Raw genomic sequence first — 21,336 nt, 5'->3', positions numbered from 1 at the left:
TATGTTCGACACCGCTGCCACCTGCCCGACAACGATCCAGGTTTGGCTCGTGAAGCGCGTCGCCGACTACACCGAACGTGCACCGCACCAAGTGGATCCGGCGATTCCGCTCGCCGAGCTCGGCCTCGACTCCGCTTCGGCGGTGACCCTGTGCGGCGAGATCGAGGACCGGTGGTCACTCGACGTCGACCCGACCCTGGTTTTCGACTACCCCACCATCGCCGATATCGCCGGATATCTGGCCGCCGAATTCGCTGTGGCCGCATGACGGACATCGCGATCGTCGGCCTGGATTGCCGATTCCCGCAAGCACCCGATCCTGCCGCACTGTGGCAGCTGCTGCTCGACGGACGCGACGCCATTTCGGAGGTGCCCGCGAACCGCTGGCATGCCGACGACTTCCACGACCCTGCCGGTGCACCCGGCACCATCAATACCCGCAGCGGCGGATTCATCGACGACGCGGACGCGTTCGATCACGAATTCTTCGGTATCGCACCGCGCGAGGCCGAGGCGATGGATCCGCAACAGCGCCTGCTGCTGCAGGCCACCTGGCGCGCATTCGAAGATGCCGCACTCGATCCACGGGCCCAGTCCGGCACCCGCACCGGGGTTTTCGTCGGTGTGATGGCCAATGAATGGGCGAACCTGCAGATGAGCGATTACGCCGCCATCACACCGCAGCACGGTTCGGGCAACGGGTATTTCATGACCGCGAACCGGCTGTCCTATCAGCTCGATCTCCGCGGTCCGAGTATCGCGGTCGATACCGCCTGTTCGTCATCGCTGGTCGCGGTCCATCTCGCCTGTGGTGCACTGGCTTCCGGCGAATGCGATCAGGCGGTCGCCGGTGGCGTGAACCTCGTTCTCACCCCGGCCGTCGGTGTGTTCTACACCCAGGCGGGCCTTTCCGCACCCGATGCTCGCTGTAAACCGTTCAGCGGCAACGCCGATGGGATCGTGCGCGGTGAGGGTGTCGCCGTGCTCGTGCTGCGGCGTTTGGCCGATGCGGTGGCCGAGGGGCTGCCGATCTACGCGGTGATCAAGGGCAGCGCGGTCAACTCCGACGGCCGCAGCAACGGCATCACCGCGCCGAACCGGTGGGCACAGCAGCAAGTGATCACCGAGGCTTATCAGCGGGCCGGTGTACGGCCGGAGGACGTGGACTTCATCGAAGCGCACGGCACCGGAACGATTCTCGGTGACATGATCGAGGTCAAGGCGCTCGGCGCACTGCACGGGGCGAACCGAGCCGAACCCTGCGGCATCGGTTCCATCAAGGGCAATCTCGGCCATACCGAGGGCGCTGCGGGCGTCGCCGGACTGATCAAGGTCGCGCTCGGTCTGCATCACGGTGTAGTCGCGCCGACGAGATTCGCCGAGCAGGAAAACCCCCAGCTGCGGATGAGTCGCCATGGTCTGCGCCTGGTCGCGGAACCGATGCCGCTGCACGGACCGGCGCTCGGCGGGGTCAGCAGCTTCGGGATCGGTGGTACGAATGCGCACATCGTGCTGGCCAGCGCACCCGCGAAGCCGGCTCCGGCGGCGTCCGGGGGCGGCGTACTCACGCTGTCATCGAATGATCAGGAAGGACTGCGGCGCAACGCGCTTCGCCTCGCCGACGCATTGGCGACGGTACCGGAGGATCGGTTCGCGCAGCTGTGCTGGACCAGTAACCAGGTCAAATCTTCCGGGCGCACTCGAATGGCGATTGTCGCGACCGATCGTGCCGACGCTATCGCACGCCTGCGGGGCGAACCCGAAATCGGAGTGGCACAAGCGGTCGGCACCGGTTGGATGTTCACCGGTCAGGGCTCGCAATTCGCCGGTATGGCACGGGCATTGGACGCGACGAACCCGTTGTTCCAGCACGCCCTGTGGGCGGTCGACGATTGCATGATCGAGCACCTGGATCGCTCGGTGCGCGACCTGCTGCTCGATGAGAGCATCGATATCGACCGCACCGACCTCGCACAACCCGCCATCTTCGCGATGGAATACGCACTCGCCCGGTCACTCGCCGACGCGGGCGTGCGGCCCGCATGGCTCATCGGGCACAGCATCGGCGAATTCGCGGCCGCGGCGGTGGCGGGAGTTTTCGACCTCGACGACGCGTGTCGGTTGGTGGTCGCGCGCGGTCGGCTGATGCAGCAATTACCGACGGGCGGTGCGATGCTCGCGGTACGCGCGGCCGAGAACCGGGTGGCCGATCTGCTCGCCGAGGAACCCTTGGTTGCGGTCGCCGCCGTCAATGGTGCGGCAGATCTCGTGCTCTCCGGTCCGGCCGTGGCGATCGAGCGGATCCGGGCGGCACTCGACGCTCGTGCGGTGATCACGAAGGCGCTCAACGTTTCCCACGCGTTCCACAGCCCGCTGATGGAACCGATGCTGGCGGAGTTCGAGGCCATCGCCCGCGACTGCGTCTACCGTGCACCGAATATTCCCGTCTATTCGACCGTACGCGGACGCCTGCTCGATGCTTCCGAGCCGATGGACGCCGCGTACTGGACCGAACACGTCTGTGCCACCGTCCGATTCTCCGACGCCGTGGAGGCGGCACTAGGCACCGAGCCCAGCCATGTCATCGAGATCGGCCCGCGAAAGGTCCTGGCGGCGCTGGTCGGTCGGATTCGGCCCGAGCTGGCGGCGCGCTGCCTCGCGCCCAGCCCCGGACCGGGTGCGACCGGCACCGAATTCACGCAGACCCTTGCCGCGCTGTACCGCGACGGTTTCACCCCCGATTGGGATCGACTCTACGCACCGGCGCAACGAGTCCGTCGCCGCCTGCCGACCTACGAGTTCTCGACCGAACACCGATTCTGGGTCGAACCCCCCACCCACACAACGACTTCCACAACCCCTGAGGCAACAACCACTATGGATCAATTGATCGCACTCTTCCGCGAGCAGGCCGCCGTATTGGCCAGTGTCGCGACGGGATCCACCGAGATCCGGACACCGCTGCCGGACACCGAGCGGTCGTCGGTCAGCCCGGAGGCGGTCGCCGGCATCGTGCGCGCGGAGGTGGCCCGGGTCAGCGGCTTCCCGGCCGACCTAGTGCGGGACGACCGGACGATCACCGACGGCCTCGGACTCGATTCGATCATGCTCACCGACCTGTTCGGCGGACTCGTCCGCAAACTTCCCGGACTGACCATCGATCCGAGCTGGTTCACAGCGACGACGACACTGGGTGATGTCATCGGCTATGTCGCGGATCAGGTCGCCGCTTCGCCCGCGCCCGCTGTGCCTGCACCCGCTGCGCCCGCACCCGCCGCGCCGGAACCCGAGCGCGTGACCGTCGCGCCGGAGTATCGGATCTCCGACTTCGCCGAGGTGCGGGCGATCGCCGATCGGCTCTCCGGCGCGGAGGCACTCGGGCTGTCGAATCCGTACTTCCTGATCAACGACGGCGTCACCCGGGACACCTCGGTGATCGACGGCGCGCCCGTGCTCAACTTCTCCAGCTACAACTACCTGGGCCTGTCCGGTCATCCGGCAGTTGTGACGGCGGTCCAGGATTCGGTCGCCCGCTACGGCAGTTCGTGTTCGGCCAGCCGCGTGCTCTCCGGTGAAAAGCCGGTGCACCGTGAACTGGAGGCCGAACTCGCGGGGTTGCTCGGCACCGAGGATGCGATCGCACTCGTCGGCGGCCATTCGACGAACGTCACGATCATCGGGCACATTGTCGGTCCGGAGGATCTGGTGATCCACGACAGCCTCGCGCACGACAGCATCCTGCAGGGCTGCAAACTGTCCGGCGCGACGCGGCGGCCGTTCCCGCACAACGACCATGCGGCACTCGACCAGCTGCTCACCGAAATCCGGCACCAGTATCGCCGCGTGCTGATCCTGATCGAGGGCGTCTACAGCCAGGACGGCGATATTCCGGATCTGCCCGCGATCATCGAGGTCAAGCGGAAGCACCAAGCGCTGTTGATGATCGACGAGGCGCACAGCATCGGTGTGCTCGGTGCCGGCGGCGGCGGGATCGGCGAATACTTCGGCGTCGATCGCGGCGATGTCGAATTGTGGTCCGGCACCATGTCGAAGGCGCTTGCCGGATGCGGCGGCTATGTGGCGGGCAGCGCCGAGCTGATCCGCTTCCTCAAATACACCACACCGGGATTCGTCTACAGCGTCGGCATGACCCCGATGAACGCGGCCGCATCGGCGGCGGCGATCCGCCAACTGCGCACCGACCGCACACCACTGGATCGCCTGCGGCACAACGCACAACTGTTCCTGCGCCTGGCTCGCGACGCCGGTATCGACACCGGTGACAGCGCGGACACACCGATCATCCCTTGCATCATCGGCGACTCGTTGCAGACACTGACACTGTCGAACGCGCTGTTGCGCCGCGGCATCAACGTCAACCCGATTATTTACCCCGCTGTCCCGGAAAACCTTGCCCGCCTGCGCTTCTTCGTCACCGCATGCCACACAGAGGACCAGATTCGCGACACGGTGAAGATCCTCGCCGAGGAGTTGGCCCTGCTTCGGTCAGCCGACCGAGCGGAACTCGCTGCCGATTTCGCCGAATAGCACCGGGGCATCGGCACCGAAGGTGAGTGCGGCGGTATGCAGTGTGGCTATCGCCGCGGCCAATGCATCCGGATTCGTCGCGTGCTCGATGGCGCCGAGTGCGAAGAAGGGGCGATGTACGGGACCGATATCGAAGGGATTCGTCTGCGAACGCGTCGATTCGCCGATGGTTGCGACGAGTTGGCGCGAATTGTCCTCGGCGGGGCCGAACTCCTCGCCCTCCAGTCGCTCGAAGGCGGTCGGCATGTCGTCGAACGGCGCGGGTAGCGGTCGCCCTTCGCACAAGGCCATCAATCCCGTTGCTATCCACGGCCTTTCGGCGATATCGGCCAACTCGCAGGCCTTGACGGCGCACCGTCGAGCCAGCCGCCGCAAGGTCGGCTCATCCATCGCGGCGATCGCCTCGGCGAGCGGGCGGTCGAAGCGAGCCAGCTCCGCCGCCGAAACGTATTCGCGCAGTTCCGGTATCGGATCGCCGCCCCATTTCACGCGCTCGGCCGCCGCAGTTTCCGCGTCCAGTTCACTGGTTCGGATGCGTCGCGTGCCGGTGGCATCCATGACGTCAACCCACTGCTCGTCCGCGAATTCCTCCTGCGCGGTCCGCTCGGATATCGGCACATTTTCCGGAACTCCGTATCCCGGCATATCCCACTGCCGGTGCGGCAGCAGGTCGTCGCCGTCGTCGGGCCACAACCGAATCCGCCAGATATCACCGGGCGTCGTGGTCCCCGGCCATCCGTAGTTCACGAATCCGCGACCACTGACTTCGATCAGATAATCGCCGGGCGGCACCGGACACGGGTCCGCCCACCCGTCCGTCGGCGACGAGATGCTCAGTGTCCCATCGGAATCGACACGTAGTCGGCCTTCGCATACCTGCTGCCAGTCGTCACGATCGTTCGGCGGCCTGCCATCCCACACCTGTACCGCGATCGACATCTCGAAGTTATTCTGATGCGGGCTGAGCACCAGCAGGACGGTGCCATCCCCGGCGCACGGCTGCTGCGCGAACGCCTGATCCAGCAGGTCGATTTCGTTATCCGGATCGCCGAAACCGCCGTCTATGCAGAACTGGCCGTAGTCCATCATCAGCTCGACCATATGCTCGGCAACTCGGCTCGCTCCGTTGGTCATTCGGCCATCCTGGCATGCGGCATCCGTCCGGCGAAGAGGTTATCCCGCCAGCCGCTCCGCTGCGATGGCGAGATCCTTATCACCGCGACCGGAAAGTCCGAGCACCACGATCGAGTCGGCAGGCAGGTCACCGCGTTCGGCCAGTTCGAGGACATAGCCGACAGCGTGGGCGGATTCGAGGGCGGGAATGATGCCTTCGGTGCGGGTGAGGGCGTGCAGGCCGCGCAGTGCCACGGCGTCGGTGGCGGTGCGGTAGGTGACGCGACCGATGTCCTTGAGGTAGCTGAGTTCCGGGCCGACGCCCGGATAGTCGAGGCCCGCGGCGATGCTGTGGGTCGGCGTAACCTGTCCGTCGTCGTCCTGCAGCAGATAGCTGTAGGCGCCGTCCATTTCGCCGGGACTGCCCGCATTGAGGGTGGCCGCGTGAACCCCGGTTTCGACGCCGAGGCCCGCGGCCTCGACACCGATCAACCGGACCTCCGGTTCATCGACGAAGGGGTGGAACAGGCCGATGGCATTGCTGCCGCCGCCGACACACGCCACGAGGTAATCCGGTAGTCGGCCTTCGGATTTCAGGATCTGCAGTCGGGTCTCGCGGCCGATGACGGTTTGCAGATCGCGCACGATCATCGGATACGGTGCGGGCCCGGCCGAGGTGCCGAACAGGTAGTGCGTGGTGTCGAGGTTCGACACCCAATCGCGCACCGACTCGCTGATTGCCTCCTTGAGTCTGCGGCTGCCGGTCTCCACCGGACGCACCTCCGCGCCGAGCAACGTCATCCGCATGACATTGGAGGCCTGGCGATGCATATCGTGCGCGCCCATATAAATGACGCACGTCATGCCGAGCATCGCGCAGACGGTCGCCACCGCGACTCCGTGCTGACCGGCACCGGTCTCGGCGATGATCCTGGTCTTGCCCATCCGCTTGGCCAGCAATCCCTGGCCCAGTGCGTTATTGATCTTGTGCGCACCGGTATGGGTCATATCCTCGCGCTTCAGATACACCCGCACGCCCGGCACCGCGAGCAACTCGGCGAAGCGCGGCACCTGATGCAACAGCGTGGGACGGCCGACCCGGCTACGCAGCAATTCACGAAGTTCGTCGCGGAATCCGGCATCGGCCCGCGCCACCGCATAGGTCTGTTCCAATTCCAGCAGCGCCGCCATCAGACCTTCGGGAACATACCTGCCGCCGAACTCACCGAACCGCCCGCGCTCGTCCGGAAGTGTGCTCGATAGCAACGCGCCCGGCGTCACATGATCAATAACCATCCACACCAACGCTTCCTGCCGCGAGTCCTCAGCACATGTCTACTGCGACTCGCCCCAGGGCGCGCGCCCGCAACGGATTAGTTAACAGACTCTTTAGTTTGCCGATCCGGGATCCACCGCATAGGCAGCTCGGCGAAACTGCCAGTTCATGTGTCAGACCAGCAGATCCGGGCGGTTGCGGACGGTGGCTACCGTGCGCACTCGCGGGCGGTGCAATGCGGCCTTGGCCAGGCGGGCATCCCCGGCCAGCACATCGCCGCGGTGGACCAGCTCCGGGTAGTCGTTCGCGATGCGGTGATGGAAGCGATACATATCGGTCAGTTTGCTGACGGTGGGGGTCTGGCTGCACAGGTTGAACGACGAATTACGCCAGGCGGCCAGGATTTCGGTCATCGTCACGACAGTCATCCCCCTGATTGTGGGACCGACCGAACCGGTCCGTTTTCCACCAACCCGAATACCCGTGCCAAACCACTCCGGCCTGCGTCGATCTGTTCGACCGCTCGCTGTTGCAGCGGGTCCCGGAGCGCAGGTGCATCGTCCCACAGCTCGTCCAGCGCCATGGTCAATTCTTGTTCCAGTTCGGGATCGTTGAGGTGCACCACGCGCAGTCCGGTCCCGAACATCTGCGCCAGCCCGTGGAATTTGTCGTCGTAATACTCCGAGGCGGTGATACCGACGGCCGGAATCCCCTGCGACAGCGCGAAGACCGCCAGATGATAGGCACTGGTCACCAAGACGCGACACCGCCCGACCTGCCGGGCGACATCGGCCGGAGTGCCACCGCGACCGACCGGCGGCAGCGCCTTATCCGCCCCCACCAACAGCGGCAGCGTCGAAAGCCGGTCCTCGGAGGCGTATTCGGAAATGATCAGCGGCATAAGCCCGGCGTCCAACTCCGCGGCACGGGTGCGCACCACCTGCCCGACGATCTCCTGGGCTTCGAGGCTGACCTGCGCATAGTCCGCGACACGCAGACATACGCCGATCTCGGTGCCGATCCTGGCATCGCGGCTGCGATAGGCGAATTCGACCGCATCGTCGCCGGTGACCAGCACCCGGTCCGACTCGACACCGAATTTGCCGAGCAACTCCGAGCCACGCCGTCCTTCACGCAGCGCGACGAAGTCGACCGTCGGCAGCACCTCGGCGGCGCGGCGGACCAGATACGGATCACGCATGGGTCCCATACCCTGCCCGATCAGTGCCGTCGGAATACCATGCGCGGACGCGTATTCGAGCAGGTTGAGGGTGCGGTGCGCCTGATAGCGGTCGACATCGGTCAGATAGCCGCCGCCGATCGCGAGCACCAGCGAGGCCTGTTCGACCGCCGCCGGAATCTCCACCGGGAATTCGAGTTCAGGCGCTATCGGATTCGCCTCGACGTCATCGATCTCGCCGCGACCGCGTACACGGATCGCCCGCAGCCGATCCTTCGGTCCATCCGTGGTCGCCCGCCACCACAATGCCGCCGGCCCAACCACTTTCGTGCCCGCGGTACGCGATAACACTCCTTGCCAGCCGTCGGATCCCCAACGCCAGTCGGGCCCGCAGATCGGCTCGGCCTCCGGCACCAGACCCTGTAGTACACCGGGCTGATGGGTCAGCACACCGATGCGCGCCCGCGGCCAATGCGCACGGATCCGCTCGACGGTAACCACCATCATCGCGATATCGCCGCGATTGCGCAGCCAGTACTCGCCGTTCTCGACGAGCACCCGGATCTCCCGTTCGCCGATATCGATGCGCTCAGCCACAGACCCCTTGGTCCCCACTGTCCTAGTCCCTCCCGCTTGTCCCCCGCGGGTCGGTCCGCGCCCGGCACGAACTCGATGTGGAATCTACCGCACTCGATCGATGTGGGCCAGCTGGCTAATCCGTTGTCCGCTCAGCGATCTGGCCGCTGTAGACCGCGCGCAACGAGGCTCCGGCGAAGGCCGCGCAATAGTCGATGAGATCGTCCATCGGCACATCCAACCGACCGCCCTGCTTCTCCACGATCACCCGCTCCAGCATCCCGACCACCGACAGCGCGAAGATATCGATGATCTCCGCGGGCGGCTGAACATCCGGCCGTGCTTCGGTGGCCGTGGCCGCGACCAATCGGGCGAAGCGCCACAGCGCTTCACGCATCCGGTATTCGGCGCCGGCCGCGGTGGGTTCGACGAAAACTATGCGCAGTTTGCGCGGATCCTCGGCCAATGCGGTGAGATACGTGCCGATCCCGGCCCGCAACTTGCGCGTCCCGCGCGGCTTCGTCGCCTCGACCGCCGTGGCCACGGCCGTGAACAGCTCGTCGATGACATGGTCGAAGACCGCGGCGAACAGTTCCTTTGTGCCGGAGAAGGATTCGTAGAAGTACCGGTCGGTCAATCCGGCCGCGCGACACAGATCCTTGACGCCGGTCGCCGAATATCCGCGCGTGCCGAACAGCTCCAGCCCGGCTTCCAGGAGTTTGCCACGCCGCGCCGCGACTCGGTCCTCCGCGCCGATACCGCCATAGGTCCGCACCGGGCGTCGCTGCATCGTCATCTTCGCATTGTCTCCCATGCTGACCCGCGATCTGATAAATATGACGATTGGAATAGTCAGATTTAGGGGTCTGCAGTGACAACTCAGCATCGGGACAGCCAGATCAGCAGACGCTCGCTGCTACGCGGCGCGGCCGCGGTGGCGGGCACCGCGGGATTGGCGACATCGACCGGAATCGCGGCAGCCGAGCCGACGCCGCGACGCCGAAACGGCCCGACGCGCAATACCGTCGCGGTGCTCGGCGCGGGCATCGGCGGTCTGACCGCGGCGCATGAACTGGCCGAACGCGGTTTCGCGGTAACGGTTTTCGATCGCAAGGAACTCGGCGGCAAATCCCGCACGATTCCGCTGCCGGGCACCGGGGTCGGCGGCCGCGCGCCGCTACCCGGCGAACACGGTGCGCGCGGATTCACCTCGTTCTATCACCACGTGCACGACACGATGCACCGCATTCCGCTGCCCGGTACCCGAAAGTCGGTATACGACAATTTGATTCCGTTCTCGGTGAGCGATCCGCGCTATCCGCGGGCGGGCAATCTGCCCGATGGCTTTCCACTGATGTTCGGGTTCTATTTCGATCCCGCGCAGGCGCTCACACCGGAAGGGTTGCAACGCATCCTGGTCGAGGTGTTCATGAAGAACAATCTCGTTCCGCTGCCGGAGGCCATGTATATGGCAGGGCGGGTCGTCACCTATCTGACCTCGTGCGAGGAGCGACGCTTCGGCCAGTGGGAACATGTCAGCTGGTGGGATTATGTCGGCGCGGCAAGCAGATCCGCGCAGTTCCAGGCACTTGCCGCCACCGGTCTGACACGAGCCCTGGTGGCCGCCAAGGAATATGTGGCCAGCACTAGGACCATGGGCAACATGATGGAGGGCTTCTTCATCGCACTGCTGCAGGAACTGACCGGCGGCCCGAAGGTCTACGAGGTGCTCAACGGACCCACCAATGAGGCCTGGCTCGATCCGTGGATTTCGCTGCTGGAAGGCATGGGTGTGCAATTCCGGCCCGGCCACGCGCTCGAGGAATTCGTGGTGGCTGACGGCCGCATCGGCGGTGCGCGCATTCGGCGCCCGAATGGCGGCACCGAGGTGTTCGACGCGGATTGGTATGTCTGCGCGGTACCGACCGATCGGGCCCGTCGGCTGTGGTCACCGGAAATCCGTGAGTTGGATCCGGCGCTCGGCCGAATGGATGCGCTGACCGTCGACTGGATGAACGGCATGCAGATGTTCGTCACCGAAAAGCTGGACCTAGGTAAGGGATACAACATCTATCTCGACGCACCGTGGCGGCTGACCTCCTATACCCAGCGGGCATTCTGGGATGTCGACTACGCCGCGAAATACGGTGACGGATCGATCGTCGACGGCCTCACCATCGATATCGCCGACTGGGATACCCCGGGCATTCTGTTCGGCAAGACCGCCAAGGAATGCACCCGCGACGAGATATACCAGGAGACCTGGGCGCAAATGAGCGCCGCGCTCAACGACGACGGCCGAATCCAGTTGCAGGACGGCATCGTCCGCGAGTGGATGCTCGATCCCGGTATCGAGTGGGCGGACGGACAGAATACGAATGATGAACCGCTGCTTGTGAATACGATCGGATCGTGGGCCGATCGACCGACCGCGCACACGCAGATCCCGAATCTGTTCCTGGCCGCCGACTACGTGCGGACCAACTTCGATCTGGCGACCATGGAGGGCGCGAACGAGGCGGGGCGCACCGCGGTGAACGCACTCCTGGACGCCTCCGGCTCCCCCGCCGCCCGCGCCCAACTATTCACTCGCGATTCGATTCCCGCTTTCGAGCCGTTCCGCCAAATGGATGCCGGTCGATATAGAGCCGGTCAGCCCAATCTGTTCGATCTCCGCTAGCGACAGCTTGCAGGTCGCTCGAAGGGCTGGCGGACCGAGAGCGGACTGGTCATTCGCCTGGTCGGAAGTTGATCTCGACCCGTCGAAACCATCGAACTCCCCTAGACTGTTGCGCGGGAAGCGAGTTCAGATAGCGGGCTCGTCCCATCATCCACCTCCGTCTCGAAGGATGCCTCGATACCCGCACGCCGACCACTCCGGCCCGGCCCTATCTCGGCAAATGGAACTACGACCACCCCGACACCGGCTCGCTGACCAATATCGCGATCATGAATCTGCCCGGCGACGGCGCCTACACACAGCGCGCCCTGCACCGTCGGCACGGGCAGTCTGACCAGGCGCTAGTTGAGCGGTTCGGACAGGTCGGTCTTCAGGTGCTCGAGCCCCGCCCGGATCCGGGATTTGACCGTGGGGAGACCGACCCCGAGACGCGCCGCCACCTCGGGATAGCTGAGTCCGGAGTAGTACGCGAGCGCGATGGATTCGTGCTGGAGTGCGGTCAGATGAGTGAGGCTGCGACGCAGGGCGTCCCTCTCGTCGTGCCGCACTGCCTCCTCGGCCACCACATCGGTAGGGGGCTGATAGTCGCGACTGCCCCAGGAGTGATTGTGGTCCATGGTGGCGCGCTCGTGCCGAACTCGGTCCACGGCCTGGCGATGGGCCAGCATGCGCAACCAGGTGAGCACTGACCCGCGGCGCTCGTCGAACCCGATCGCACAGCGCCACACCTCGAGGTAGACGTCGTGACAGGTCTCTTCGGCATACCCACGGTCACGGACGATCGCCAGCACCCTGCGATAGACCAAACCGCGAGTGCGTCGGTAGAACTGAGCGAAGGCCTCTTGATCGCCGTCGCCGATGCGATGTACCAATTCTGCATCGACACCATCGGATTCGATATCAATCCGATTACGAAGCGGACGAGCAACGGACCGCAAAGTGGTTGGAGGTCGTTCGGACCGATGTGAATTGCGTTCGGACCGAGATGAAACGAGCAGGATCACGATTGCCCCCAGACAAACAAGTGATGCGACATGCAGGCTGATTTCGACGTATGAATGTGCGTCGAAGCAGACCGTCGAGGGCATGGACGGCACTGGCGGAGAACGGGATCCGGCCGGGGACTGGGGCCGATAGTCCAACTTTCACATTACCGCGCCGCGCGCAAATGATCATGCACTTTCGCGGAGTAATGAATTTACTCAGACGCGCAGGCCGAGCTCGACGATCCCTTTCGCCACCGCATGTACGGCGACCCGATTCTTGCGAGCATGTGTGCGGATCAGTTCGAACGCGACCTCCGGCGTGGTCCGCCGGGCATTGGCGATCACACCCTTGGCCTGCTCGATGACGATCCGCGAATCCAGCGCATGCTGCAACTGCGCGGTCAAACGCTGCTGACGGCGCAGCGCGTTGGAATTGACGATGTGGCCGGTCGCCATGCTCGCCAACAGTCCGCCCACCAAGAGATCCTGGTCGGTCCAGATCCGTGGGCTCGGACCGTACAGGCCGAGCGCACCGACCGTGGTCTCGCCGACCCGCATCGGAATCTCGGCCAGCGACGACAACCCGTGCCGGACCGCCTCGGCGGCAAACTCCGGCCAGCGCTCGCCGTATCGACCGATATCGTCGATCGCGATGGGTTTGCCGGACCGGTACGCGTCCACGCTCGGACCGCGTTCGCTGCGATGCTGACAGAGTTCCATGGCCACCAGTTCGTCCGGAGCCGCGGCGGCCATCCGGGAGCGCTCGTCGGGCGTGAGCGCCTCGTCCGGCATCAGCATGACGGTGCAGCCGACCAGGTCGAGCGCGACGATCGCGCTGTTCATGAGCTGGCGCACCATCTCCGCTGTGTCACCGATCGCAGGTAGCAGCTCGGCTAGCCGCGCTGCCGCGGCAACCAGCACCTCGTTGTCAGACACCCGAATCACCCCGTACGTGCGAAAGTCGGTCGTCCCCTCAAGTCCCGCGCCGCACTTGCTGACGTTTCCATGGTATGGCTAAGCGAAGTAACACACCACAATTTCGACACCACCATGCTCCTGTGAAATATCCAGCTACTCATCGGATTCCGTTGACCGGCCATCAGATGGTGTTCGACATGACTACTATCCGAATGCCACGATGGAGGACAGGCTCGACCTGACCGTGCCACAATGATGTGCCCGGTGAGGCTTATTTTCGCTGAATTCTCTCCGTTAAATGTGCCGCATTGCGGCGAGTAGCAATCACCGCGACCGGGAGACTGCAATGGCGCCCCGATTCGACGATCGGCAGCACGACCGATCATCCGAGCCGCTGCCGGATTCGATCCAGTTATTACGGTCACTTGTGCGCGCGGTCGACTCGCTGGCGAGCGATTTCGACGTTATCGAACTGTGTCAGCAGCTGCTCGAGACCTGTACCGAAGTCACCGACGCTACTGATGCCGGATTGTTGCTAGCCGACCAACGCGGTGAGCTACAAGTACTCGCCTCAACCAACGAGTCGTCGCGACTGCTCGGTTTGTTACAGCGCGAGGGACCGAGCCTGCATGCCTATCGAAACAGGGCGGCGGTATCGGTCCCCGATCTGCGTGCCGACGGGCAGCTGTGGCCGGAGTTCACCCCCGCGGCAACGGCCGCGGGGTATCGCTCCGCCTATGCCGTGCCACTGCGGCTGCACCGCGACAGCATCGGCGCGCTCACGATCCTTGCCACCTCGGCCGCCGCGCTCGGACAGCTGGATCTGCGCATCGGGCAGATCCTCGCGGATATCGCGGCCGTCGGCATCGCGCAATACGTGTTGCTCGCACAGGGCGAGACGATCCAGGCGCAGTTTCCGACCGCGCTGAACACGCGCGTCGCCATCGAGCAGGCCAAGGGTGTGCTCGCCGAGCGCGGCGACCGGGATATGGATCGTGCGTTCCAAATCATGCGCGGACATGCCCGCGCCACCGGACGACGACTCACCGATATCGCCGGTGACATTGTCGAGGGTCGCATCGATCTGCGTGCGGACGCGACGGACTGAGTCAGGTATCGAAGCGGAGCCGGTCGTCCACGACCAGCGCCGCGACCTCGGCCAGCGACAGCCCGTGCGTGAAGGCATAGGCGCGCAGCAGCGCATAAGCGTCGGGTGCGCGAATATCCAATTGTGCGAGGACGATTCCGGCCGCCTGGTGGATCGTGCGACTGGTCAGCGGCTGATCCCACCATTGCGCGGCGGCGTGCGCGGATTTCGCCGATCCGGCCACCAACTGCGCGATGACCAGATCGGCGATATGCAGCCCCGCCGAAATCACGTACGGTTCCGGTTTGCCCGGTTCGGCCCGATATAGATCGAGGACGCCGAAATGCACCACACCCAGCTGTAACGGCACCGCGACCATCGACCCCGCGACCACCGCCCCGGCCACCGCGACGCGGTTCAATTCATCGGCGAAACCCGGCCACCGCACATCGGTTTCGGCCAGATCGGCCACCAGCACCGGCACACCGGCGACGGCGGCGTCCACGGCCGGCCCCTGCCCCGCGGTGGCCTGCACCGCCTCCACCCGCGCCGCGACCGAATCACTTGTGGCCCACGGCTGCAGCCCGGCATCGCGCTCCTGGATCAGGATCGCGGCACGCTGCACCGGCAGCACCCGCACACAGGCGCCGCACAGGGCGGTCATCTCACCGCCTTCGGCCGACAGCTTCTTCAGAAACTCGAGGGCCGAGAAGAATTCATCGGTCAACTGATCGAACTGCCCCACACCATTCCTACGAACTTTCACGACCGTTATCCCTGCCACGAGTTCGACGGTCCTTGTCCCAGGATTCGTCACCACCCCGGCACTGGACCGCAACTACGGGCAGGAAATACGGCTGGTCGGCATCGCAAGAATACGAAACACCGATCGTCCACACCAGGGCCGAACGTCCCACGCTCGCCGCAGCACGCGGTTCGCGTCGGGACGATCAGCCCATGATGGGATCTATCACCAATGTAGGCCGGGGATTACCCGGGTGACCCGCGCGGCGGGGCTGGGCAGTGTCATCAGCGGCAGTACCACCGGTGCGAGGTAGGACAGCGCATTGCGACCGGAGTCCTGATCCGCGTCGTCGGCGGCGGTGGGGGCCACTGCCTGCTGCTTCCCCTGTGCCGCATGCGATTCACCGAACCAGCGGAACCCCTGGTGCATGATCGTCCGCTTGACCGACGGCATCAGCAGTTCGACCGCCTGGGCGAAGGTGCCGACCGGGGTGTCGATGCGGTGCGGGCGATCCTCGATGGCGCGCACCACGATGGCGGCGGCGCGGTCGGGATCCGGCACCGGCAGCGAGCGGTAGATATCGGTCGGCGCGATCATCGGCGTGCGCACCAATGGCATGCGTACGGAGGTGAAAGTGATTCCCGCATCCCGATTTTCGACGGCAGCAATCTCGCTGAAGTTGTCCAGCGCGGATTTGCTCGCCACATACGCGGCGAAGCGCGGCACCTTGGTCTGCACGGCGATCGAGGAGATGTTCACGATATGTCCGAAGCGCCGCGCCCGCATCGACGGCAGCAGCGCGAGAATGAGTCGCACCGCACCGAAGTAATTGACCGCCATGGTCCGCTCGAAATCGTGCATGCGGTCGGTGGAATTGACCACCGAGCGACGGATCGACCGTCCCGCATTGTTCACCAGATAATCGACATGACCGTGATCGGCGAGCACCGCGGCGACCAAATCGTCCACGCCGTCGGAATCGGTGATATCGCACGGATAGGCATGGGCGACACCACCATCGGCCCGCACCGCCTCGGCCGCGGCGTGCAGATCGTCCACACCGCGCGCCACCATCAGCACGGTCGCACCGCGCTGCGCGACGGCATGGGCGGTGGCCAGGCCGATACCGGAGGACGCCCCCGTGATCAGGACGACGCGACCGTCCAGCGCATCACCGCTGTCGCCGGGCCGACCCCGGTTGGGGTCCAGGTTCTCGGCCCAGTACTGCCACAACCGCTCGGCATAGCTGTCGAACGACGGCACCGCCAACCCCGTCCCGCGCAACTGTGCCCGCGTGGAGTCGGAGACGAATTCCGCCGCGAACGAGGTGTGCGGTGCGACCTCGGCCGGAATTCCCATCTGCGCCAACAGGAAATCGCGAACGGTCGCGACACCCGGGAGGTGGGCGAGCCCGTTCAGCGCGAACCCGCTGCCGGGCACCGTGCCGATTCCGGTCGGCGCACCCGCCGCGGCCGCGAGCGCACCGTAGATCTCGCCGAACGGCTGCGGCTCGGGGTTGACCAGGTGGAACGTGCGCCCGTCGAGCCCCTTGCGGCGCACCAACTCGACCATCGCGCCCGCCACGTAGTCGACCGGCACGATATTGGTCGCACCCAGATCCGGCAGCAACATCGGCAGTTCGGCAGGCAATGCGCCGAGGCGCGAAATGGCCGGGAAGAAGTAGTACGGACCGTCGATCTTGTCCATCTCACCGGTGCGCGAATCGCCGACCACGATCGCCGGCCGATACACCCGCCAGCGCACGCCCTCGGATTCGCGGACCAGCTTCTCCGCGGCGAATTTGGTCCGGTGGTACGGCGAGGTCAGCTGCTGGCCGAGGTCGAAATCCTCCTCGAAGAACTTGCCCTTGTAGTCACCGGCCACGGCCACCGAGGAGACGTGGTGCAGTACCGCACCCAATTCGCGCGCCAGTTCCAGCACCGAGCGCGTGCCCGCGACATTGGCCGCGTGCGCGGTCTCCTCGTCGGCGGTCATGTCGTAGACCGCACCGAGGTGGATCACATGGTCGGCCTTGGGCGCGTCCTCGATCAAACCGAGACCTTCGGCGGTCAGATCACCGAGCATCGGAAATGCGCGTTCGCCACCCGTCCAGCCCGCGGTGAGTTCACCGAATTTCGCCACCGACGCGGTGCGAACCAGCACATGCACAATGGCTTCGGAATCGGCCGCCAGCAGTTCCTGAACCACCCGCCGGCCCAAGAATCCGGTTCCGCCCGTCACGATGAAAGTCGTCATCGCATTTCCTCCTGCTGTCGCACTCGAATTGAGTTGTCACACATGCGCGCCCGGCATGCAGCAGTGAATGCGGACATCATTGATTCGGCTTCCAGCCAACAGTTTGCTGAGCCAATGCAGGAACACCGTTGCCCTACTGGTGGGTAACTTTAATCGGCGCAGCTAGCCCCGGGCAAGCGAACGACGGCCCAGGGCGATGTGTGAATGGTCACCAATGGGCGTCGCTAATATTGTGTGTTACAACAGTTTTCAGATAATGCCCGAACGCGAAACCTTAATCGGGACACCGCGTTTGCCCACCGGCTCAGCGCTTCCCGGCGCGGGCGGGCGGCGATTCCAGCGGGGGGCGGCCCTTCAGGTAGGTCTCGAAAGCATCAAGATCGACGGGCCCGACAGTCTTGTCGGTGCTCTCGGTGAAGACCGTGAAACCGTCGCCGCCCGAAGCCAGGAAGCTGTTGGTGGTGATGCGGTAGGTGGCGACCGGGTTGAGGGGTTGGCCGCCGATGCGCACGCTGTCGGCGACGACCTTGCCGCCCTTCGGACTCGACTCGACATAGGTGTAGGTGAGCCCGGCGGGCGAGAGCACGGTCGTCTTGCCGTTGCTCCATTGCTGTTCGAGCAGACGCAGGACCTGACTGCCCGTCATGGTGACGGTGACGACTTGATTGCCGAACGGCTGCACGCTGTAGATATCGCCGTAGCTGATCTGACCGGACTTCAAATCGGTGCGCACACCGCCCGGATTCATGAATGCCGCGACCGCCGATGCGGGCGCAGCCGCGGTGACCGAGAGCATCGAGTCGGCGATGACGTCACCGAGCGGCGATTCACCGGAGCCCGCCGGTTCGTGTGGCAGCGACGCCGCCGCGACGCCGACCGGCCGCTCCGCGCGCGGCTTGGCCTGCTCGGCATAGAAGTCGATCAGCGAGGTGGTGGCCGCGTCCGGAGTGACCTCCCGGGTCACCACCCGGTTGACCGCCGATGCCTGCACACCGTCGGCGCCGAAGCGCAGGGTGACATCGGTGATCAGCCGACCGTAGGAGGCGGCCTGGGTGACCACCTTGCCATCGATGGTGCAGACATACGGCTGATGCGAATGTCCGGTGAACAGCACCCGGACCGCGGGATCGACACCGGTTGCCAATGCGGTGACCTCGGGGGAGATATTCGCACAACCGTTGTAGTCGACCGCCGCATTCTGGACTGTTTTCTGCACACCACCGTCGTGCACCAACGCCACCACCGTTTGCGCACCGGCCGACTTCACCTCGGGGACATAGCGATTGATCGCCGCGACCTCGTCGCCGAAGGTGTAGCCCCGAATACCTTCCGGCAGAACAATACTCGCCGTCTCGGGCGTCACCGTGCCGATGACACCGATCTTGTGTCCGCCGACCTCGAGCATCGTCCACGGCCGCAGCGTGGGCGGCAGCTTACCGTCCGCACCGGTGACATTGGCGGCCAGAAAGGGAAACTTCGCTCCAGTGAACGGCGCGCCGGGCGAGCATCCGGCGAGCGCGCATCCGCCCTGCTGCAGTCGCGCCAATTCGACGACACCGCTGTCGAATTCGTGATTGCCCACCGAGGAGGCGGCCAGTCCGATGGAATTCAGGAAGGTGATGGTCGGCTCGTCGTGGAAGAGTCCGGAGACCAGCGGGCTCGCGCCGATATTGTCGCCCGCCGACACCACGGCACTGGCCGGATACGCCTGCTTCAACCGGGCCAGATGGGTGGCGAGGTAGGCCGCACCGCCCGCGTCGTATCCGGCGATCTTGCCGTTCGAACTCGCCGGTAGTTGCAGATTGCCGTGGAAATCGTTGAGCCCGAACAGATGTACCTCATCCGACTGCGCGCCGCGCAGATCGTCGGTCGAGATGAGCGGGATCACTCCCGGGGCCGTCGAGGTGGTCGGGTGACCGCTGTCCGATGCGGTACCGCACCCCGCCACCAGGGCGATGCTCACGAGTCCCGCAATGATCATGCCGATGCGACGGTGCGCTGTCATATTCAGACTGTCCCACGCCCGGGTGCCATCGGCATGAATCTCGTGCGAACACACCGGCGGCGGGGTCGGTGCTCGACCCCGCCGCGCGGATTTCCCGGTTATACCCGGCCCGCCGCGAAATCCGCGGCCGGCCAGAATGCCCAGCCGTAGTTCCCGTGCTGGTTCGGGTCGAAGCCGCCACCGCAGATCGGATCACCACCGGTGCAGTAATCGGCGGTCTTCCAGGCGTAGTTACCGGGGACGCCCCATCCGATCAGGCGGAGGGGATCACCGAACAGCAGAACCGCGGAGACCTTCCATTCGAGATCGCCGGGGAGCACGTAGATCCCGGGCAGCGCGGTCACGATGCCGGTGCCGACGACACCGTGCACGACGGCCGCGCCCTGCGAGTAGCCGACCAGGATGAACTGCTGATCCGGGCACATTTGCGACTGCCGAATGACATGGTCGGTCATGTCCTGGGTGCCGCGGCTGAGCGACGTGGGGTCGAGCAGGTCCGCGGGATAGTCCACCCGGTAAGCGCTGCTGCTCACCGGAAGTGCTTGGAGCAGCGTGCCATACAGCGGGTCGCCGACGACGGAGCCCAGCCACCCGGGTTCCCCGGTGCCTCTGGCGACGACCACATCGACCGCGGCACAGTCCGCCCGTGCCTGCGCGCCGATGCTGGTCACCACCCCCGCCGTAGCGACGAGCAATAGCACAGCGAATACCCGTGCCAGCCGCCACTTCTCGAAAATTCTTACCTTCCGGATTTCCATCGTGATCACCTCTCACGCCGTTGTGAGAAGCCAAGTGACGCTTGTCAGCGACAAGCGTCACTTGGCTATATCTGCGAAGGTAAGAACGATATAGAGTTGCGTCAAGCAACTCAGCTGAAGCGAGACCGGTTCAGCGCTGAATCGTGTCCTGGAATCCGGTCCCGCGCACGATGATTCGGGCGCCTATGGGATGAGAACCGCTGCGCCGGTGAAACGTCCGTGTGCGAGATCCGCGAGGGCTCGATCTGCCGTACCGAGGGAGTACCCCGTTGTGGTCACATGTATTCGGTGTTCGCCCGCCAGCGCGAGGAATTCGCGTGCGTCGGCGCGGGTATTGGCAGTCACCGAGCGAATCTCGCGCTCCTGGAACAGATGCCGCTGATAGTTCAGCGCCGGGATATCGCTGAGATGGATGCCCGCGATGGCAAGGACGCCGCCGCGATCGAGCGCTTCCAGTGCGGGCAGCACCAGCTCGCCGACCGGCGCGAACAAGATCGCCGAATCCAATTGCACCGGAGGCCGATCCGCCGCACCCTGCACCGAGGCGGCGCCGAGGTCGGCGGCCAACTCGCGCGCCGCCCGATCCCTGGTCATCACATGCACTTCGGCACCCCGCGCCAACGCCACCTGCGCGGCGATATGCGCGCTGCCGCCGAAACCGTAGATCCCGAGCCGTCCACCCCTGGGCACATCGGCACGCTGCAGCGCCCGATAGCCGATGATCCCGGCGCACAGCAGCGGCGCGGTTTCCATATCGCTGTATCCGTCGGGCAGCCGGTGAGCGTAAGCCGCTGGGACAGTGGCATATTCGGCGTAACCGCCGTCCGCGTCCCAGCCCGTGTACTCCGAATTCGGGCAGAGATTCTCCGCGCCGCGCAGACAGTACCGGCAGATGCCGCAGGTGTGGCGCAACCAGGCGATACCGACACGATCACCGACCGCGAACTCGGGAGCCGAAGATCCGAGTGCCCCAGCGGATCCCGGCCCCTGGGCCACCACCTCACCCACCACCTCGTGCCCCGGCACTACACCGGGCCGATGCACCGGCAGATCCCCCTCGGCGACATGCAGGTCGGTGCGACAGACCCCGCAGGCCAGTACCCGCACCGAGAGTTCACCGGCCGCGGGTTCGCGCACCGCTTCGCGAACGAAGTCGAGCGGTCCGCCATCGATCGGTCCCGGCCGTCGTACTCGCCAGCCGGTCATGC

The 21,336-nt window shown here is 65.2% G+C and carries 16 protein-coding genes; 4 read left to right on the top strand and 12 right to left on the bottom strand.

What is annotated here, in order from left to right; all coding sequences use genetic code 11:
• Position 1: 1 nt before the first annotated feature.
• Together OIE68_RS05590 and OIE68_RS05585 are read left to right on the top strand one after the other, a co-directional pair.
• A complete protein-coding gene (locus OIE68_RS05590; RefSeq protein WP_327098320.1) occupies positions 2-268 on the top strand; it encodes an acyl carrier protein in 267 nt (88 codons plus the stop codon).
• Entirely contained in the window at positions 265-4,548 is a 4,284-nt protein-coding gene (locus OIE68_RS05585; protein ID WP_327098319.1) for a type I polyketide synthase, read from the top strand. Before OIE68_RS05590 ends, OIE68_RS05585 begins: the two co-directional genes overlap by 4 nt.
• On the opposite strand, the gene OIE68_RS05580 is transcribed toward OIE68_RS05585, so the two are convergent.
• The 5 genes from OIE68_RS05580 to OIE68_RS05560 all read right to left on the bottom strand — a co-directional run bounded on the left by OIE68_RS05580 (position 4,507) and on the right by OIE68_RS05560 (position 9,489).
• Positions 4,507-5,682, bottom strand: coding sequence for a hypothetical protein (locus tag OIE68_RS05580; RefSeq protein ID WP_327098318.1), 1,176 nt, complete (start codon positions 5,680-5,682; stop codon positions 4,507-4,509). The two genes, OIE68_RS05585 and OIE68_RS05580, sit on opposite strands and share 42 nt — an antisense overlap.
• 39 nt (positions 5,683-5,721) lie before the next feature.
• Positions 5,722-6,957 carry a tryptophan synthase subunit beta gene (trpB, locus tag OIE68_RS05575; RefSeq protein ID WP_327098317.1) on the bottom strand — a complete coding sequence of 412 codons (1,236 nt, stop codon included), beginning with the start codon at positions 6,955-6,957 and terminating at the stop codon, positions 5,722-5,724.
• 153 nt (positions 6,958-7,110) lie between these two features.
• The gene (locus OIE68_RS05570; RefSeq protein WP_419150681.1) at positions 7,111-7,365 is read right to left on the bottom strand and encodes a hypothetical protein; all 255 of its coding nucleotides are present in this window, start codon (positions 7,363-7,365) and stop codon (positions 7,111-7,113) included.
• A complete protein-coding gene (locus OIE68_RS05565; protein WP_327098316.1) occupies positions 7,362-8,714 on the bottom strand; it encodes a polysaccharide pyruvyl transferase family protein in 1,353 nt (450 codons plus the stop codon). The genes OIE68_RS05570 and OIE68_RS05565 overlap by 4 nt, the downstream gene beginning before the upstream one ends.
• Positions 8,715-8,829: 115 nt before the next feature.
• Positions 8,830-9,489, bottom strand: a complete 660-nt coding sequence (locus tag OIE68_RS05560; RefSeq protein ID WP_327098315.1) for a TetR/AcrR family transcriptional regulator — start codon at positions 9,487-9,489, stop codon at positions 8,830-8,832.
• Positions 9,490-9,564: 75 nt separating this feature from the next.
• Between OIE68_RS05560 and OIE68_RS05555 the strand changes: the two genes are divergently transcribed.
• Positions 9,565-11,373 (top strand): hydroxysqualene dehydroxylase, encoded by a 1,809-nt coding sequence (locus tag OIE68_RS05555; protein WP_327098314.1) that lies wholly within the window; start codon positions 9,565-9,567, stop codon positions 11,371-11,373.
• 341 nt (positions 11,374-11,714) lie between these two features.
• On the opposite strand, the gene OIE68_RS05550 is transcribed toward OIE68_RS05555, so the two are convergent.
• Complete coding sequence (locus OIE68_RS05550) at positions 11,715-12,245, bottom strand: sigma-70 family RNA polymerase sigma factor (protein ID WP_327098313.1); 531 nt, start codon at positions 12,243-12,245, stop codon at positions 11,715-11,717.
• A gap of 330 nt (positions 12,246-12,575) precedes the next feature.
• Positions 12,576-13,295: a GAF and ANTAR domain-containing protein gene (locus OIE68_RS05545; protein WP_327098312.1), complete on the bottom strand. Its 720-nt coding sequence runs from the start codon at positions 13,293-13,295 to the stop codon at positions 12,576-12,578.
• A gap of 328 nt (positions 13,296-13,623) precedes the next feature.
• Between OIE68_RS05545 and OIE68_RS05540 the strand changes: the two genes are divergently transcribed.
• Positions 13,624-14,385, top strand: a complete 762-nt coding sequence (locus OIE68_RS05540; protein WP_327098311.1) for a GAF and ANTAR domain-containing protein — start codon at positions 13,624-13,626, stop codon at positions 14,383-14,385.
• Between the two features lies 1 nt (position 14,386).
• Here OIE68_RS05540 and OIE68_RS05535 read toward each other — a convergent pair whose 3' ends face one another.
• From OIE68_RS05535 to OIE68_RS05515, 5 genes are all read right to left on the bottom strand, one after another.
• A complete protein-coding gene (locus tag OIE68_RS05535; protein WP_327098310.1) occupies positions 14,387-15,109 on the bottom strand; it encodes a GAF and ANTAR domain-containing protein in 723 nt (240 codons plus the stop codon).
• 225 nt (positions 15,110-15,334) lie between these two features.
• Positions 15,335-17,365: an SDR family oxidoreductase gene (locus tag OIE68_RS05530; RefSeq protein WP_327098309.1), complete on the bottom strand. Its 2,031-nt coding sequence runs from the start codon at positions 17,363-17,365 to the stop codon at positions 15,335-15,337.
• Positions 17,366-17,669: 304 nt separating this feature from the next.
• Positions 17,670-19,370: a bifunctional metallophosphatase/5'-nucleotidase gene (locus tag OIE68_RS05525; RefSeq protein WP_327098308.1), complete on the bottom strand. Its 1,701-nt coding sequence runs from the start codon at positions 19,368-19,370 to the stop codon at positions 17,670-17,672.
• Between the two features lie 98 nt (positions 19,371-19,468).
• Positions 19,469-20,128, bottom strand: a complete 660-nt coding sequence (locus OIE68_RS05520; RefSeq protein ID WP_327098307.1) for a cutinase family protein — start codon at positions 20,126-20,128, stop codon at positions 19,469-19,471.
• A 183-nt stretch (positions 20,129-20,311) separates the two neighbouring features.
• Positions 20,312-21,334 (bottom strand): zinc-binding alcohol dehydrogenase family protein, encoded by a 1,023-nt coding sequence (locus tag OIE68_RS05515; RefSeq protein WP_327101579.1) that lies wholly within the window; start codon positions 21,332-21,334, stop codon positions 20,312-20,314.
• Positions 21,335-21,336: the final 2 nt, after the last annotated feature.

This window comes from Nocardia vinacea, from assembly GCF_035920345.1.
GTDB classification, from domain to species: domain Bacteria; phylum Actinomycetota; class Actinomycetes; order Mycobacteriales; family Mycobacteriaceae; genus Nocardia; species Nocardia vinacea_A.
Note: the sequence above shows the minus strand (reverse complement) of the source record. Positions and strands in the feature narration are given on the sequence as shown.